Source organism: Natrialba taiwanensis DSM 12281, assembly GCF_000337595.1.
GTDB classification, from domain to species: Archaea; Halobacteriota; Halobacteria; order Halobacteriales; family Natrialbaceae; genus Natrialba; species Natrialba taiwanensis.
Genome location: NZ_AOIL01000013.1, coordinates 58599 through 75556, shown reverse-complemented (window position 1 = coordinate 75556; position 16958 = coordinate 58599). Strand labels below are relative to the sequence as shown.

Sequence of the window (16958 nt, the reverse complement as noted above, 5' to 3'; positions counted from 1 at the left end):
TTGCCGGCGGGTCGAGGGTGGTGTCCGGTTCTGATTCTGGGTCATGGTAGGTTCGATCGGTGGCAGTCTCGTCGTGAATCGCTCGCGGGCTCGGTTTTCGATGTTCGATCGCAGCCCGTCTCTCCGTTCGGGGTCCGCTATCGACCGCTAGTAGCGCTGTCCGATCAGTCTCCGCCGTCACCTCCGGTCTCCTGCTGGCGCTGCTGGTTCTGCTGGCGCTGCTGGCGCTTCTTCCGTTCGCGCTCGAATCGCTTCCCGTAGATCCGCTTTCGGCTCGGAGCCGTCGAGAGCCGAACCTGTTGTGGCACCGTCGAGTGATTGACGCCGCTTGCGACGTCCGCGCGCGCCGCCGGCATCGTCGACGCCGCCGTCGGATTCCGCGAGTTCACACTCGTGTCCTGGCGGCGCATCTTCTCGCGGTTGAACTCGTGGAGCTTCGCGAATTTGGCGTGGGTTTCGAGCAGGGCCTCGCGAAAGCTATCGATGCCCTCCATCGCGGTTTGCTGAATCGCGACCTGGTAGGCCTCGGGATCGTCCATCACGTCGATATCGCCGAGCAATTCCGCTGGATCGGCGTCGACGTCGAGGAGATCGTCATCACCGCCGTCATCGCCGCCCAGGTCCAGTCCATCGAGGAGGTCATCGTCACCGTCACCGCCATCGTCGGTCAACGCCTCGAGTTCGCGTTTCGTCTCCCAGAGCTCGCCGATGTCCGTCGCGTCCCAGGCGTCGAGCAGGTCGATGGCCCGGAAGAGGTGGGTGAAATCGACGACATCGCCGACACCGGTGTCGTCGGCCAGAGCGGTTGGAATCTCGCCCGCGTCGATCGCCGCGATGAACTCGTCGGCGTCGACGGCCTCCGGGAGATCCGACAGGTCGAGCGTTTCGAGGAGATCCGCGACCTCGGTTGCGAGTTTGCTGAGCGTCTCGACATTGTCAGCGAGTGCGGACAGCGTTTCGTCGTCGAGATCGTCGAGGTCGTCAAGGTCGGAGAGGCTGGAGTCAGCACTGTTGTCGCCGTCTCCACCTTCCTCCCCGTCGCCGGCCCCCAGCGTGTGCTCGAGTTCATCGAGCGCGTCTTCGGCGTCGTCGAGTATCGTGCCGAGGTCGACGTCGGCGGGAGCGTCGTCGCTCATCGATCACCCTCGGGGTCCGTCTCAGTCTCTGTATCGCTGTCCGAACTCGTCTCGGTTGCGTCTTCCGGAGCGTCCGCAGGCTGAACTCGAACGGTCAAGACGCCGTTGTTGATCGCTGCCCGTCCGGTTCGGTCGGACCAGGGAACGTCGATGCGGTCGAGTTCAGTGCCGGCGACGGCGATGACCAGCGCGGTGTCGCTGAAGCCGACGGTGACATCGTCGGCGTCGACATCGACGTGGGCACCGGAGACGTCAGCGATGACGAGGAGTTCGTCGTCGTGCGTGCGGGTGGTGATGTGGTGGGAGTCGGCCCGCGAAGATGACGGGGTATCCGCCGCCGAAGACGAGCGGGCTGACGGCGTCGACGACGGGTGTGAAGGCGGTCCCGTCGAAGATGATGCCCGATGTCGCCGTGTTCGCGGACGGCCCGCCCGATCGTGGTTCCGATCACGGTCCCACGTCCGATCCGAATCCGTCTCACCGCGTTCGTCTTGCCGAAGTCTGTCGACCCATTCGTCGGCGAAGGACTCCCCAAACCGGGAATCGTCGAGCAGGTCGTCACCCGTCCGAATTGAGATACTGTAGTCGAATACGGACCGATTGCGCCCGCCTCGTCCCGCGGGTGACAGCGTGTTCGAGTTCGGACTCCGATCCAGGCGCTCGAGCAGCGCCCGTACCGTCGCGAGCCACCCCGTTTCCTGAGCGCGCCGCTCAGCCGGGTCGTCGTCTCCGTCGTTGCGATCGGTTCTGTCGTGCGGATCGTTCCTATCGTGTGGGTCGTCTCGGGTCATCAGCGTTTCACCTCGACGCGGCCGCTCGCGAATTGTTCGCGGACCTCTCGGGCGAGTTCGAGTTCAGCCTCGATCGTTTCCTTTCGGTCCAGGTATTCCTCCTCGGATCGTTCGCCGAGTTCGTACAGCAGCCGGTTTTCCTTGCGCTCGTCCTCGAGTGCCTCCACGTCGTACAGTTCCTGCAGCGCGAGCGAGTGCAGCGTGTCGACGATGCCGATGAGCGGCCGGAACAGAAGGTCGTCGAGAACGAACATGTGATCACTGGGATTGGGCCCCGATTTCGACGTTGACGAAGCTATACGGTGCGAACGGGCCGGTGTACTGGACGAGAAGCTCGTCGCCGTAGCGGTCCTCAAGTCGGGTGACCGCCTCGTCGAAGGACTCGCGTTCGTCCTCGTCGACGAGGTACGATCGGTTCAACACGAGGCGATCGCTGAAGCGACCGTTCTGGACCGCCTGTGCCGCGATCGGGTCGAGTTCATCGCTGACGGCGTCCTCGACCTCGTCGCGGTCGACCGATCCGTCCTCCTGGGTGACGAGTTTAAGCCCGAGTTCGATCCGACCCTCGATGTCGCTCATCGCCCGCCGAAACGCCGGCCGAGCGCCGCGGAGGACGTTCTTCAGTGTGCGGTCGTTCTCGAAGGCCATACCGAACTGCATCGGGACGATGGTTTTGCCGCCGTCGTAGTCCATGATCTCCCGAAGGACGTCGTCGTGGAGTTGGGCGTCCTCGTCGGTCTCTTCGGGGTCCGTGGTGTCGATGTTCGAGACGACGGCCCCGAGCCGTCGGTGGCTGACGGTGTAGACGCGGTCTGCACCGGCGACGGCGTCAGTCTCGAACTCGATGTCTCCCGTGTCGGCGGTGTTGACGATACCGTAGACGTACCGGTTGCTGTTGCTCATTCTGGGTCACTCCGGCTGCAGGGCGGTCGTGGCTCGGTGATCGGTCGGTAGCACGGGTCTCATAGAGAACGTAATCGTAATCGTCACGGGTAGTTCGACAGCCGCTCGCCTTACCGTGGTGCTTGCAATCGCAGTGTTATTGTCACCTGAACTCGGGCGTTGAACCAGCCGAGCCGGCTTGCAGTCGCAAAGCAAGCCGTGTTAGGAAATCGGAGTGAACCCGGAGACGTAATGGCACAACCACAACAGCGGCCTAACTCCTCGAGTCTCGCGGAGGTACTGGACCGCGTTCTCGACAAAGGCGTCGTCATCGACGTCTGGGCGCGCGTCTCCGTCGTCGGGATCGAACTCCTCACCGTCGAGGCTCGCGTCGTCGTCGCCTCCGTCGACACGTTCCTCCACTACGCGGAGGAGATCGCAAAAATTGAGCAAGCGACCGCGGACGGCGATCTCGAGGATCTCGAGGAACTCGAGGTCGAGCCGCGGCCCGAATCGTCGCCGCAATCGGCCACCGAGTAATCGACGATGGCCGAGGACACCTCGCGAAAGCGCAAGGTCCGCGGCAGGAAGATTCGCGGCGATCGAGAACAGAAAAAGCGACGGCGAGCGCGAAAGGAACTGGCTCGGAAGGCATCGCGAAACGGCAATCACGACGAGGCCGGCACAGCCGCGACGAGCGAGTCGACCGGTGACGAGGGCGGCGGCCATCTCGAATCACCCGAGACCGTCGCTCCCGAGCCGTTCGTCGAAACCGACGCCGTCGAGTCGCTTCGCGAACGGATCACCGGCTGGCTCGCCGCCGACCAACCCGTACACCTGATCGGGCCGACGGGCTGTGGAAAGACCGCACTCGCGCTTTCGGCGGCCGCAGCGCGCGGCCGACCGGTCGTCCACATCAACGGCGACGAGGCCGTCGACACGGCGACGCTCGTCGGAACCTACGCCGGCGGCGAACGCTACGAGGAACGCGACGAGTTCGTCAGCGGCGTGAGCAAGAAGACGCAGATCGTTCGCGACCGCTGGGTCGACAACCCGCTCTCGGCGGCGGTGCGGGAGGGTGCCACGCTCGTCTACAACGAGTTCTCCCGAAGCGATCCCGCCGCCCACAACGTCTTGCTCTCGGTGTTCGAGGAAGGCGTCCTGGAGCGGCCGGGCAAGCGCGGGCGGGATAGAACGATCGATGTGCATCCCGAGTTTCGGGCAATCCTCACGTCGAACGATGCGGAGTACGCCGGCGTCCACCGCCAACAGGATGCGCTGCTCGATCGCGTCGTCGGCGTCCACGTCGGCCACTACGACGCGGAAACCGAGCGCGAGATCGTCCGCACGCACGTGGACGTGGCGGATACTCGCGACGACGCAGAGCCGAGCGACTCCGGTGACCCGAACAACGACGAGCGCGGTGCACTCGATCCGGAAGCGATCGGAACTGTCGTCGAGACGACGCGCACGTTGCGCGAGGAACTGCCGTTCGTCGTCGGGACACGAGCGGCGATTACGGCAGCCAACGGGATCGCTGTCTTCGGAACCCAGGCTGGCGCTGAATCGGCACAGCAACAGACGGACGGCGGGCAGGTCTCCCTCGACGATGAGTTGCTGGCAGACGTCTTTACGGACGTTCTCGGGCCGAAACTTGCGGGCACGGAAATAGACGACGTGTCGACGCTCCGAGAACGGATTACCGATACACTCTGAGACCAATGGCCAACGCCGAGACAGCGAACGCGACGACACAGTGCAAGGCGCTCACCGCGGACGGCGAGCGCTGCTCGCGGCCGGCCCAGGACGACGGCTTTTGCTTCCAGCACGACGAGAGCGATCCCACCGTGAGCGAAGCCGACGACGCAGCCGAGGAACAGGATGCCGACCAAGAGCCGGCTCAAGACCAGGACCAGGAGCAGGCTCAAGACCAGCAGAAAGAATCACAGGAGGAAAACCAGGCCCAGGAGCAAGAACAGGGACACGAACAAGAACAACCGCACCAAACCGACACCTCACAACCCACCTCTGAGATGGCCAGCGACGAAACAACCGACCCCGACGCCGTCGATACCGACGAACTCGACATCGATACCGAATCGGATGTCGACACCGACCAAATCGAGGGCATCCTCGCGATCCGCCGAACCGTCGTCTCGACCGCCGGTGAACTCATCGGTCACGAGTTCGACGGCGTCAGCGAAATCTCGCCGACCGACGAGGGCTGGTGTGCCGTCGTCGAAGTCGTCGAGCGCTCGGCGGTCCCGGACACGCAGGACGTGCTCGGCCGGTACGAGATCGACCTCAATACGGACGGCGTCGTCCAGGGCTATCGACGCCTCGACCGATACCGGCGAGGCGATACGACCGTGTTCGAGTGATCCCCGGCAGTCGGGGACCGATGCCAACCCGGTACCTGACGGCCGTCCACGCTGCCGAGTAGCGACTGCCATTCCACACTACATTCGCTCTCAAGACACCCGGACCCAGAATCTCTCGACCCACCTAAACCCGGAATCCAGCCCCCGGATCCGGCTCCCGGAGGCCGCTCTCGGACTCACGAACCACAATCTCGAAGTGCTGTCCGGTCGTTCGCTCGACTGAACTCGTGCCTTCGCTCCCCGTCCGCGGCGTCGATGTCGGTCCCGAAACGCGGTGTGGGCACTACCACACCGACCGCGATATCGTCTCGTTCCGATTCGACTGCTGCGACGCGTACTACCCCTGTTTTCGCTGTCACGAAGCCGTCGAAGACCACGAGGCGATCCCGTGGCCACGGAACCGGTTCGACGAGCCGTCAGTCCGCTGTGGGGCCTGTGACTCCGCGTTTACCGTCCCGACGTATCTTGCGTGTGCGTATCGCTGTCCGAACTGTGACGCCTCCTTCAATCCCGGCTGTGAGGCGCACGCGGATCGGTACTTCGAGACGGCGACCGGGGAGGCCGACACCGGGGACACCGACGGCTGATCGCCGAGGGAAGAGATCGACGCGTCCAGCAAGCTATTTCAGCGTCCGGCGGCCGACCTCACAGTATGGACCCGGCGCTTGGCCCGCCCGACGCGATGGCCGAGAAACGCGACGAGTTGACGCCGATGATGCGTCAGTACCACGATCTCTGTGCCCGTTACGACGAGGCGATCGTCCTCTTTCAGGTCGGCGACTTCTACGAAACCTTCTGCGGGGCCGCCGAACGCAGCGCGCGCCTGCTCGAAATCGCGCTGACCAGCCGCGAGGACAGCACCGGCGAGTATCCGATGGCCGGCATCCCGATCGACAACGCCGAATCGTACATCGAAGAGCTACTGGAGGCCGGCTACCGCGTCGCCGTCGCGGATCAGGTCGAGGAACCCGGCGAAACCTCCGGCGTCGTCGAACGCGCGGTCACGCGGATCGTCACGCCCGGAACGCTCACCGAAGACGAACTGCTCGCGAGCGACGACAACAACTTCGTCGCAGCGATCGCCCGCGGCCGCGGGGCGAACACGCGACCCGCCGCCGACGAACTCGCGCTCGCCCTCCTCGACGTCTCGACCGGCGACTTCCTGGCCACGAGTTCAGCTTCGGACGAGGCCATCGCGGACGAAGTCAGCCGCTTTGGGCCCGCGGAGGCGGTCGTCGGGCCGGACGCGCCGGCCGACGTGCTGCCGGAGGAGTGCATGGTGACGCCGTTCGACGACCGTGCGTTCGACCGCGACCGTGCGGGCGAGACTGTCTCGAGCTACTTCGGCGATCCGGACGCGCTGCTCGCGAGCGACGCCGAGATCCGGGCCTGCGGAGCCCTGCTCGCCTACGCGGAGTACGCCCGCGGCGGCGAACACGAGGGCGAGCGCGGCGACGGGACGGAGCGCGACGAGGCGGCCGACTCGCCGGTCGCGGCCGGCGAAAGCCAGGGCGACCGCCTCGAGTACCTCACCCACCTCACGCGCTACGATCCCCGCGAGTATCTCCTGCTCGACGCCGTCGCCCTGCGCAGCCTCGAACTCTTCGAGCCGCGGGCCGTCCGGGGCCGCGAGGACGCCACGCTCGTCGGCGTCCTCGACGAGACCGCCTGCGCGCTCGGCGGCCGCAAACTCCGGGACTGGCTCCGCCGACCGCTGCTCGAACCCCGCCGAATCGAGGCGCGCCACGACGCCGTCGAGGAGCTGACCGGCTCCGTCCAGACGCGCGAGCACTGCCACGAACTGCTTCGCGACGTGTACGACCTCGAACGGCTGATCGGACGCATCTCCCGCGAGCGGGCGAACGCGCGGGACTTGCGGTCACTTCGGGACACCCTCGCCGTCGTCCCCGAACTCCGCGATCAACTGGCCGACGCCGACTGCGACCGGCTGACCGCCCTCCGCGACGAACTCGATCCGCTCGCCGACGTGCGGGACCTGATCGACGATGCCATCGTCGCCGATCCGCCGATCGAGATCACCGAGGGCGGCATCGTCGCCGAGGACTACGATGCGGACTTGGACGACCTCCGCGGAACCGCCCGCGACGGCAAACAGTGGATCGACGACCTGGAGGCTCGCGAGCGCGAGCGCACCGGCGTCGACTCGCTCAAGGTCGGCTACAACTCCGTCCACGGCTACTACATCGAGGTGACGAACCCCAACCTCGATGCAGTCCCGGAAAACTACCAGCGCCGCCAAACTCTGAAAAACTCCGAACGGTTCGTCACGCCCGAACTCAAAGAGCGCGAGGACGAAATCGTCGGCGCGGAGGAACGCGCGGACGAACGCGAGTACGAACTCTTCTGCGACGTTCGCCGCACCGTCGCCGACGAAGTCGAACGCGTCCAGCGACTGGCCGACGCGCTCGCGACCCTCGACGCCCTCGTCTCGCTCGCGACCGTCGCCGCCCAGTACGACTACTGTCGGCCGGAAATCCTCGACCGCGAGGCGGCCGATGGCGGCCTCGAAATCGATATCGAGGGCGGCCGCCACCCGGTCGTCGAACGAACCCAGGAATCGTTCGTCCCGAACGGGGCTCGTCTCTCCCCCGAGCGGCGACTCGCGGTAATCACGGGACCGAACATGTCCGGGAAATCGACGTACATGCGCCAGGTCGCCCAGATCGTCCTGCTCGCGCAGGTGGGGAGCTTCGTGCCCGCGGAATCGGCGCGGCTCACGCCCGTCGACCGCATCTTCACCCGCGTCGGCGCGAGCGACGACATCGCCGGCGGGCGCTCGACGTTCATGGTCGAGATGGACGAACTCGCGACCATCCTCCGGGACGCCGACGAACGCTCGCTCGTCCTGCTCGACGAGGTCGGCCGCGGTACCTCGACCGCCGACGGCCTCGCCATCGCGCAGGCGATCACCGAACACCTCCACGACGAGGTCGGCGCGACCACCCTCTTTGCGACCCACCACCACCCGCTGACCGAACTCGCCGACGATCTTCCGGCCGCGTTCACCCTCCACTTCGCGGTCGACCAGACCGACGGCGAGGTCGTCTTCCACCACGAGATCGAACCCGGCGCGGCGACCGGCTCCTACGGCGTCGAAGTCGCGACCGCCGCCGGCGTCCCCGAGGCCGTCGTCGACCGCTCGCGCGAACTCGTCGAGCAAGCGACGCCCGCGGAGAACGACGCGCCCACCGCCGACGCCGCAGCCACCCAGTACGCCGACGGCGGCGAACTCCCCGCCGACGTCGCCGCCGAACTCCGCGCCCTCGATGTCGGCCACCTCACCCCCGTCGACGCACTGACCGAACTCGACCGTCTCCAGCGGTTACTCGAAGAGTGAGAGACAGTCTATCCTCCGACCCACCTATCCGCTCTCGACGAGTTCTTTTCGATAGACGAGGAGATCGACTCCGTCGTCGAACTGCTCGATCGGTTCGCGGTGGACGAGTTCGAATCCCTGCGTCTCGTACAGTCCTTGCGCGGCGGACTGGATCGACAGCGTATCGAGAACGATGGCCGTCGCTCCGCGCGTTCGCGCTCGGCGCTCGAGGGCAGCGGTGAGCCGCCGCCCATAGCCGCGCCGCTGGTGCTCGGGCGCGACTCGCAGCCGAGTCAGTTCGACCGTCGAGTCCGGCGGGGTGGCGCTGTATTTCGCGGCGACGGTCGTCTCCGAGACGGGGCGCAAGGCACCGGTGGCGACGAGCTCTTCGTCAACTGTGCCGACGAGAAAGGTCCCCGACGTCTCGAGGTACGTTTCCGGTATCGTCTCGAGATCGTCATCCGGAACGCCCTCGACGTACGCGCCGGCATCTCGCATGGCCGCCTCGTGGACAGCCTGAACTCGCGGTCCGTCACCGGCTTGGTAGCGGCGAATCGTCAGCGGCTGTGCCATGTGGTGGCGATGAGTGCGCCGTTCCAAAGCGATTGTGGATACGCCGATACGTTGGCGACTATCGCTCACCGTCCGGCTTCCGCGGATGGTGGGAAACGGTTAGCTGGATGAGCTGTTCCGGCGGCCGAACCTGAGGAACGCAAGCGCCGCCCCGAACAGCGCCGTGTTTTTGAGGAAGTGGATCAGTTGCTGTTGTTTCTCCTCGGGATCGTCGAGGTTCCAAAAGTCGTGCATCACTGGGGTGACGCTGACCAGAAAGCCGGCGATCAGCGCCGCGGCCGCGGACGGTCGTCGCCACAGGGCCACGCCGATGCCGCCGAGGAGCAGGCCGCCGCTCGTGGCCGGAACCGTGTACTCGGGCAGCGGCGTGTTTTTGGCCTCAGCGTAGGCGATCCGCTCGTCCAGATTCCAGAGGTTGTCGAGCGCGTTGAACGCGAGAATGCCGCCGAAGAGCGCGCGACCGAAGCGGAACACCCAACTCGTCTCGGCCGACGGCTCGACTTTGACGGGCTCGGCGGGTGCCTCCCGGTCGCCGTCACTACTCGACTGGAACCATGATTGAAGAGTCATGTCTCGAACGGACGGGCGCGGACGGTTAGAACTCGACGTAGCAATGGCAGGGGGCATCCGCGGGTGATCGTCTCAGGACTCCGCCGAAACGGCCCCTGTAACGTTTTCCCGGATGCCGTCGAAGAAGCGCATACAGGCCTGCCCTCGCACGAGGCAGGCGGTGATCACTGTGCCAGAATTTACACTCACGAGTTCAGCGTTCGCGGACGGCGATCGGATCCCCGAGGAGTACGGCTACGGCGAATCGAACGTCAACCCGCCGCTCGAGTTCGGCGGCGTCCCCGACGAGGCCGAGGCCCTTGCGCTCGTCGTGGACGATCCGGACGCGGTCGAACCGGCCGGGAAAGTCTGGGACCACTGGATCGTCTGGAATATCTCGCCCGAGCGGGAGAGGATTCCGGAGGACTGGAACCCCGACGCCGATGTCGGGGAAGGAACGAACGACTTCGGCGAGCGCGGCTACGGCGGGCCGAACCCGCCCGACCGGGAACACACCTACCGGTTCAGGCTCTTCGCGCTCGAGTCGCCGCTCGACCTCGAGGCGGAGGCGGACGCCGACGACCTCGAATCCGCGGCGGCGGGTCGCGTCATCGAGACGACGACGCTCGAAGGGACGTACCCGGTCTGAACAGATTCTCGTGTGAGTCGAGGCGGCGGATCACGGGTTCAGGTCACGAGTTCGGGGTACAGGACACGGGACACGAGACACGAGACACGAACCCGAGTTACGGCGGACCCGTGAACTACGCGGCGGTCGGCTCCAGCGAGATGAACTCGAGTCCGTGCTCGGTTAGCAGTCGCTTGGCGCGGTCGGTAACCGACGGGGCGACGAGAATGCCCCGGACGGTGGTGTCGGCGTGGAGGTCCCGCCCCAGCGCGTCGACGTACCGTCGGAGTTGGCTCACCGCATCGGGGCCGACGCGACGGCGCTTGAGTTCGACGACGACCGTGCGGCCCGCGTCGTCCTCGCCGTAGATGTCGATCGCGCCGGCGGCCGTGTCGCGCTCGGTCGCGAGCGGCGTGAACCCGGGCTCGAGGAGGTCGGGCTCGTCGAGGAGCCGCTGGCGGAGATCCTCTTCCGTTCCAGAGAGGGCGAGTTCGGTTTCGTCGGTGCCCGAAAACGCGGATACCTGCAGGACGTTCCGAAAGCGCACGAGGAGGCGTTCGTCGGGCGTAGAACGGACGCTTTCGAGGGTGAGGATCTCCGTTTCCGTTTCCGTTTCCGTGGCTGTCCCTCCCGCAGTCTCGGCGGCGTCGCTCCGGTCGGCATCGGCGTCTCGCTGCTCGCAGAAGACCTCGTGGTCGCAGCCCGGCGGCTGCCAGTTGACCGGCTGTTGGCCCTCGTCGGTGTGGACGAGCGCAGCACCGTCCGGTTTGAGCATGACGTGGCGGTCGCCGGCGTCGAGCGTGCTCGAGGCCCGGCCGTCGTATTCGACGGTGCAGCGACCGAAGACCGTCACGAGCGCTTCGCGGTCGATTCCGTCCGCGATAGCGTCGCAGGCGGCCGCAAGCGTGGGCTGTTCGAGCGTCACAGCGTGTAACTCCTGGTCCTGCTGGCTGTGGGTCACTGCCGACTTCTAGCGAAGCTGCGGATAAAAGCGCCGCGACCGACTTCGAGGCGAGCGCCGAGTGCAGTTCAACCGAGCGGCACCCGCACAGCGCCAAGCGGTTGCGAGGGGTTCTTCCGTTCGTTCGCCCATTACTGACCCGTGACCGATTTCACAACGCGACGCCGCGTCCTGCAACTGACCGGCGTCGGCGCGACGACATCGCTCGCGGGCTGTAGCCAGTTCGATATGCTACAAAACGAGTCCGATGGGGACTCCGAGTTCGAACTCGAAACCGGCATGGAGCCTGATATCGATCCGGCCGACGGGATCACCGCCTCCGTTCAGCCCGCCCGAGAGGACCTCGTCGCGCTCGAGCAGGAGGTCAGGGACGAAGCCGGCGAGGACGCGACCCGACAGGAGTTGGAGACTCTGTACCAACAACGACAAACCGAGCTGTTCCAGGAGCGCTCCGCCGAGTTCGAGTCGGCGATGCTCGAAGACGACGACGTCTCGCTCGAGGCGGCCGTCGCCGAACAGGGCGCGTTCCTCGTCGACGGCCCCGACGACCGCCTCGTCGAGTTGCTCCGCGCCGAGGAGGTTGACGCGCTGCTTCCCGGCTCGGAATACGAACTCGTCCTCCAGCAGGCCCAGGGACAGGGCGCGAACGGGACTGGAAACGAGTCCGCGTCCGATGGCGACTCGGACGGCGAGAGCGGGAACGACGGCGAAAGCGGCGGCGAGAACGAATCGACGACGGGCACGGACTCGGAGACGGACGAGGAGTCCGAATCGGACGGCGAGACGAACTCGAACTCGAGCGAGTAAGTCGCCTCACTCGACGCGAAACGGACTGTCGCGTTCGGTCCAGTCCCAGCCCGGGAGTCGCTCCTGAAAGCCGGCCGCGAGGGCAGCGTCGAGGTCGTCGAGGCCCGCGTTCTGGTCCGGGTCGCCGTGAACGTGAATATCCGCGTAGTGGAAGGTCGCCTCGCCGAGCGTTCGCAAGGGCTGCGTGCCGGCGATGGTTGCAGCGAGTTCGCGACCGAGGAGTTCGTCGACGACGAAGCCGGGGTAGTCGTCCTGGACGTCGAGTTCACGAAGCAGTGCGACCATGGCGGCGACGTTGACGGCGAGGTCGCCGTCCGCGAAGACGGTGTCGACGGCCTGCTGGTACTGGGACGTCGTGACGTGATCGACATCGGTATCAAAGTGGGTGCCGAGGTCGTCGCGGATGTCGTTGATGAGCGGGACGATGGTATCGTCGCGGGTGCGAATCCAGTCTCGTTCGTCGGCGACGCGGGCCGGTGTGAGGTGCATACGCCTACTACGGGTGGCGTCATCCTGGATTTTGCGAAGGCTTTTATACCACGCAAAGAATAGCCTCGGGTAAGCGGGTTCTCCCTGGAATCTTCCCGCAGTGACCAGGATAACCGACCTGGGAGTATGTTCGTCATGGGACGATGTCACAGCGAATGATCCGAGATACGACGCAGACTGCGTTGTCTCACGGGAGCGGACCGTGGTGTCGCTATTGGCGGCGGTGTCGTCGGTTCCGTCGTTGGTGTCTCTGTCGGTATCGGTCTCACCACTCACCCACACGAGTTCGACAGTGGCGTGGGGTGGATCGGACGGCTGTGACAGCGACTTCCCGGATCATACTCCCGGGCGACGAGTTCACGCAAGCCACATCTGGCGATTATGAGTACTGTAGAGCAGCAACTCGACGATTTGCAAGCAGAGATCACGAGCGAGTTACCGAGTGATATCTCGGTCTCCTCGGTGAAGTACGAAGGCCCGGAACTGGTCGTCTATACGCGCGATCCCAAGGAGTTTGCCCAACAGGGTGACCTCATCCGAAAGCTTGCGAGTAAGCTTCGCAAGCGGATCACCGTTCGACCGGATCCGAGCGTCCTCTCGCGGCCGAACGAGGCCCGCGAGGAGATCATGCAGGTGATCCCGGAGGACGCGGGCGTCACGGACCTCGACTTCCACGCCGATACCGGCGAGGTCGTCATCGAGGCCGAAAAGCCGGGGATGGTGATCGGCCGCCACGGGTCGACGCTGCGCGACATTACGAAGAACGTCGGCTGGACGCCCGAGGTCGTTCGGACGCCGCCGATCGAGTCCTCGACGGTCTCGAACGTTCGAAGTTTCCTCAAGCAGGAGCGCGACGAGCGCCGGGACATCCTAGAGAAGGTCGGCCGGCAGATCCACCGCGAGGAGATGTCCGACGACGAGTACGTACGCATCTCGACGCTTGGCTGCTGTCGCGAGGTTGGCCGCGCGTCCTTTATCCTCTCGACGCCGGAGACGCGCATCCTCGTCGACTGCGGTGACAAGCCGGGTGCGGAAGGCGAGGTGCCGTACCTGCACGCGCCCGAGGCGTTCGGCGCTGGTCCGGAGACGATCGACGCGGTCGTGCTCACGCACGCCCACCTCGACCACTCTGCGTTCATCCCGCTGTTGTTCAAGTACGGCTACGACGGCCCGATCTACTGTACCGAGCCCACGCGGGACATGATGGGGCTGCTCACGCTCGACTACCTCGATGTCGCCGCAAAGGAGGGGCGCACGCCACCGTACGACTCCGAGATGGTCCGCGAGGCGATCAAACACTGCATCCCCCTCGAATATGGGGACGTGACGGACATCGCGCCGGACGTCAAACTCACGCTGCACAACGCCGGCCACATTCTCGGTTCTGCCGTCTCGCACTTCCACATCGGCGACGGACTCTACAACGTCGCGTTCTCCGGCGACATTCACTACGAGGACACCCGCCTGTTCAACGGCGCGGTCAACGACTTCCCGCGCGTCGAAACGCTCGTCCTCGAGTCGACCTACGGCGGTCGGAACGATTACCAGACCGACCAGGCGGACTCCGAGGAGAAACTCAAGGAGGTCATCAACGAGACCTACGAGCAGGGCGGCAAGGTCGTCATCCCCGCCTTCGCAGTGGGCCGGTCCCAGGAGCTCATGCTCGTCCTCGAAGAGGCCATGCGCGAGGGCGACATCCCCTCCATGCCGGTCCACCTCGACGGCATGATCTGGGAGGCGACGGCGATTCACACCACCTACCCCGAATATCTGCGAGACGACCTCCGAGACCGTATCTTCCACGACGACGAAAATCCCTTCCTCGCCGACGAGTTCAACCACATCGACGGCGGCGAGGAGGAGCGCCAGGACGTCGCCGACGGCGACTCCTGTATCATCCTCTCGACGTCGGGGATGGTCACCGGCGGGCCGATCATGTCCTGGCTCGGCCACATCGGTCCCGACCCGGATTCGACGCTCGTCTTCGTCGGCTACCAGGCGCAGGGAACGCTCGGCCGACGCATCCAGAACGGCTGGGACGAGATTCCGACCAGCGAAGTCGGCGCAATGGGCTCTGACAACAGTCGCGGGACGCTCACGCTGAACATGGACGTCGACACCGTCGACGGGTTCTCCGGCCACGCCGACCGCGCGGGACTCGAGAACTTCGTCAAGACGATGAATCCCCGCCCCGAGAAGGTACTCTGTGTTCACGGCGACGAACGCTCGGCGCAGGACCTCTCCTCGGCGCTCTACCACGACTACAACATGCGGACCTTCGCACCGAAGAATCTGGAAACGTTCCGGTTCCTCTGATCGGTCTTTCGTCGGACTCCGGTCGGGCTCCAGTCACGCTCTCATCGGCTCCACCTGAACTCGTCGCTTCTGGAGAGTTGGAGCGGGAACGAACGAGAGTGAAAAGAGAACTGCAACGGGTCGCCGGTTCGACGCCGTCGTTCGCGAGTGATTTTCTACCGCAGTGGTAGTTCGGCCGATCCGAACGGTTCGCACGCTTCTATTTGGGTTCGCCACGTAGCAGTACCGATGGACGAGTTCGCGTCTCAGTATCATCGAGCGCTCGGGATCGATGAAGCCGCTTTCGAGGGCCTCGAACCGCACCTCGAGGAGCGAAACTACGACGGCCAGGAGTACCGTCACCTCCCGGATGCCCGTCGCGGGATCGAACGCGGGACGGTGTTGATCGACGGCGAAGTCGTCCGCGGGTTTCCGAAGGTGCCGCGAACGCTCGTTCTCTCGACCGGCGTTCCGACGCAGTTCGACGAGTACGATCGAATCGCAGTCGAAGAGAAGTTAAACGGCTATAACGTCCGCGTCGCACGAATCGACGGCGACGTGCTCGCGTTCTCCAGGAGCGGAATGGTCTGTCCGTTCACGACGCGGATGCTCGACCGACTGGTCGATCTCGCCGACGTGTTCGATGCATACCCGATGGCGATGGTCTGTGGCGAGATGATCGGCCCCGAAAACCCCTACACGGCACACGACTACCCGGGCGTCGACTCCATTGCGTTTCGTGCGTTCGACTGGCGCGACCGCGAAACAGGTGACCCACTGCCGGTCCAGGAACGGCGGGCGCGCTACGAGCGCTTCGAAATCCCGCAGACGCCGCTGTTCGAGTTCGTCGCGGTCGACGATGCGCCTGAGACGGTCGATGCGTGTATCCGCGACCTGGACGCACAGCACCGCGAGGGCGTCGTGATGAAATCGCCCGACGGGCGGACCCAGTTGAAGTACACGACCTCGGCGTCGACGAAATCGGACCTCGCGTACGCGTTCTCGCTGCCGTTCGATTACGGGCGGCCGTTCATGTTCCGACGACTCATCCGGGAGGGGTTTCAGACCGTCGAGTGGGACGAGTCGGATGAGGCCGCCCGGCAGCGCGCTCATGAACTCGGGGAGGCGATACTGCTGTCGATGCGAGAGACCATCGCGACGATCGACGAGGGCGGGACGGTTGGCGAGCGCCACACGGTGCGTGCCAGTCCCGAGACGATCGACGTCCTTCTCACCCACCTTCGCGGCCAGGGACTCGAGATAGACATCGAGGACGACCGTCGCGAGGACGGGGATCGAGTACTGACGTTTCGCAAGCGAACGCCCGCGACGAACGACACGGCTCGGAACTATCTCGAGGGCCACGTCGTCACGGAATAACGAGTGCAGCGCTGTGGAAGCGATTACCGACTACTCGCGCGCCGCGGCTGCGATTTCTCGAATGCGTTCGGCACCCTGTTCGACGTAGCCGCCGTGATAGCACAGCGTGTGGTCGATTTCGAGTGTCCCGAGTTCAGCGACTGACTCGAGCGCCCGGTCCATGTCGGCCGTGAACCGCGGCTTGGGACCCGAAAGGGGAGCCTCGCGGTCTGCGACGAGGGCATCGCCGGCAACGAGCAATGCGCTTTCGGGGAAGTAAAGCGAAATGTGGCCGGGCGTGTGACCGGGCGTCTCGAGAACGTCCATCGGCCCGGCGAGCGTTGGGAATCGGACGCCGGCCGAGAGCGCGATGTCGACCGCAACCGGCGGATACCGGTCGCCGCTGCTCTTGATCGGAGCCCGATCACCGGTGATATAGGGGACCTCCTCGCGGTGGGCCGCAACGACCGCGTCGGTCCGGTCGAGCAGCGTCACGAGCGCGCCGGCGTGGTCCCCGTCGTGGTGCGTGAGGACGACCAGCCAGATATCTGACAGATCGTACTCGAGCGACCGCAAATGCGTTTCGAGCGCGTTCACAGCCCCGGAATCGGCAGGACCGACATCGAACAGGACCAACCCGCGTTCGGTCTCGACGACCGCTGGGGTAATCGTCAGTTCGCGTCCGCCGAACTCGACCGTGCTCGGGAGTGCATGCAACCCGGGATCGTTCGTCATCGTTCGCGGAACTACTCGCTCTCCGATAATATGGA

Annotated in this window: 18 protein-coding genes; 9 read left to right on the top strand and 9 right to left on the bottom strand. The window is 65.2% G+C overall.

What is annotated here, in order from left to right; translation table 11 throughout:
- Window positions 1-164: 164 nt before the first annotated feature.
- The 4 genes from C484_RS04030 to C484_RS04015 are packed head-to-tail and all read right to left on the bottom strand — an operon-like array spanning window position 165 to window position 2830.
- Entirely contained in the window at window positions 165-1136 is a 972-nt protein-coding gene (locus C484_RS04030; RefSeq protein ID WP_006824687.1) for a hypothetical protein, read from the bottom strand.
- Window positions 1133-1927: a hypothetical protein gene (locus C484_RS04025; protein WP_006824686.1), complete on the bottom strand. Its 795-nt coding sequence runs from the start codon at window positions 1925-1927 to the stop codon at window positions 1133-1135. The genes C484_RS04030 and C484_RS04025 overlap by 4 nt, the downstream gene beginning before the upstream one ends.
- Window positions 1927-2181 (bottom strand): gas vesicle protein GvpF, encoded by a 255-nt coding sequence (gvpF, locus tag C484_RS04020; RefSeq protein ID WP_006665986.1) that lies wholly within the window; start codon window positions 2179-2181, stop codon window positions 1927-1929. The genes C484_RS04025 and gvpF overlap by 1 nt, the downstream gene beginning before the upstream one ends.
- 4 nt (window positions 2182-2185) lie before the next feature.
- Window positions 2186-2830 carry a GvpL/GvpF family gas vesicle protein gene (locus C484_RS04015; RefSeq protein ID WP_006824685.1) on the bottom strand — a complete coding sequence of 215 codons (645 nt, stop codon included), beginning with the start codon at window positions 2828-2830 and terminating at the stop codon, window positions 2186-2188.
- Between the two features lie 231 nt (window positions 2831-3061).
- On the opposite strand from C484_RS04015, the gene gvpA reads away from it, so the two are divergent.
- The 5 genes from gvpA to mutS all read left to right on the top strand — a co-directional run bounded on the left by gvpA (window position 3062) and on the right by mutS (window position 8548).
- On the top strand, window positions 3062-3349 hold the full coding sequence (gvpA, locus tag C484_RS04010; protein ID WP_006108429.1) for a gas vesicle protein GvpA: 288 nt from the start codon (window positions 3062-3064) through the stop codon (window positions 3347-3349).
- A 6-nt stretch (window positions 3350-3355) separates the two neighbouring features.
- On the top strand, window positions 3356-4525 hold the full coding sequence (gene gvpN / locus C484_RS04005) for a gas vesicle protein GvpN (RefSeq protein ID WP_006824684.1): 1170 nt from the start codon (window positions 3356-3358) through the stop codon (window positions 4523-4525).
- 5 nt (window positions 4526-4530) lie between these two features.
- A complete protein-coding gene (gene gvpO, locus C484_RS04000; RefSeq protein ID WP_006824683.1) occupies window positions 4531-5190 on the top strand; it encodes a gas vesicle protein GvpO, halophile-type in 660 nt (219 codons plus the stop codon).
- A gap of 227 nt (window positions 5191-5417) precedes the next feature.
- Window positions 5418-5777: a CHY zinc finger protein gene (locus tag C484_RS03995; RefSeq protein WP_006824682.1), complete on the top strand. Its 360-nt coding sequence runs from the start codon at window positions 5418-5420 to the stop codon at window positions 5775-5777.
- 65 nt (window positions 5778-5842) lie between these two features.
- Complete coding sequence (gene mutS, locus C484_RS03990) at window positions 5843-8548, top strand: DNA mismatch repair protein MutS (protein WP_006824681.1); 2706 nt, start codon at window positions 5843-5845, stop codon at window positions 8546-8548.
- A 24-nt stretch (window positions 8549-8572) separates the two neighbouring features.
- Here the strand turns inward: mutS and C484_RS03985 are convergent, their stop codons facing one another.
- Window positions 8573-9100, bottom strand: coding sequence for a GNAT family N-acetyltransferase (locus tag C484_RS03985; protein WP_006824680.1), 528 nt, complete (start codon window positions 9098-9100; stop codon window positions 8573-8575).
- 99 nt (window positions 9101-9199) lie between these two features.
- Window positions 9200-9670: a DoxX family membrane protein gene (locus tag C484_RS03980; protein WP_006824679.1), complete on the bottom strand. Its 471-nt coding sequence runs from the start codon at window positions 9668-9670 to the stop codon at window positions 9200-9202.
- A 169-nt stretch (window positions 9671-9839) separates the two neighbouring features.
- Between C484_RS03980 and C484_RS03975 the strand changes: the two genes are divergently transcribed.
- Window positions 9840-10298, top strand: coding sequence for a YbhB/YbcL family Raf kinase inhibitor-like protein (locus C484_RS03975; protein ID WP_049915019.1), 459 nt, complete (start codon window positions 9840-9842; stop codon window positions 10296-10298).
- 115 nt (window positions 10299-10413) lie between these two features.
- On the opposite strand, the gene nucS is transcribed toward C484_RS03975, so the two are convergent.
- Window positions 10414-11238 carry an endonuclease NucS gene (gene nucS / locus C484_RS03970; RefSeq protein ID WP_006824677.1) on the bottom strand — a complete coding sequence of 275 codons (825 nt, stop codon included), beginning with the start codon at window positions 11236-11238 and terminating at the stop codon, window positions 10414-10416.
- A gap of 141 nt (window positions 11239-11379) precedes the next feature.
- On the opposite strand from nucS, the gene C484_RS03965 reads away from it, so the two are divergent.
- Window positions 11380-12045, top strand: a complete 666-nt coding sequence (locus tag C484_RS03965) for a hypothetical protein (RefSeq protein ID WP_006824676.1) — start codon at window positions 11380-11382, stop codon at window positions 12043-12045.
- A 6-nt stretch (window positions 12046-12051) separates the two neighbouring features.
- Here C484_RS03965 and C484_RS03960 read toward each other — a convergent pair whose 3' ends face one another.
- A complete protein-coding gene (locus tag C484_RS03960; RefSeq protein WP_006824675.1) occupies window positions 12052-12534 on the bottom strand; it encodes a hypothetical protein in 483 nt (160 codons plus the stop codon).
- Window positions 12535-12915: 381 nt separating this feature from the next.
- Between C484_RS03960 and C484_RS03955 the strand changes: the two genes are divergently transcribed.
- On the top strand, window positions 12916-14850 hold the full coding sequence (locus C484_RS03955; protein ID WP_006824674.1) for a beta-CASP ribonuclease aCPSF1: 1935 nt from the start codon (window positions 12916-12918) through the stop codon (window positions 14848-14850).
- Between the two features lie 228 nt (window positions 14851-15078).
- Window positions 15079-16209 (top strand): RNA ligase, encoded by a 1131-nt coding sequence (locus C484_RS03950; protein WP_006824673.1) that lies wholly within the window; start codon window positions 15079-15081, stop codon window positions 16207-16209.
- A gap of 30 nt (window positions 16210-16239) precedes the next feature.
- On the opposite strand, the gene C484_RS03945 is transcribed toward C484_RS03950, so the two are convergent.
- On the bottom strand, window positions 16240-16923 hold the full coding sequence (locus C484_RS03945) for an MBL fold metallo-hydrolase (protein WP_006824672.1): 684 nt from the start codon (window positions 16921-16923) through the stop codon (window positions 16240-16242).
- Window positions 16924-16958: the final 35 nt, after the last annotated feature.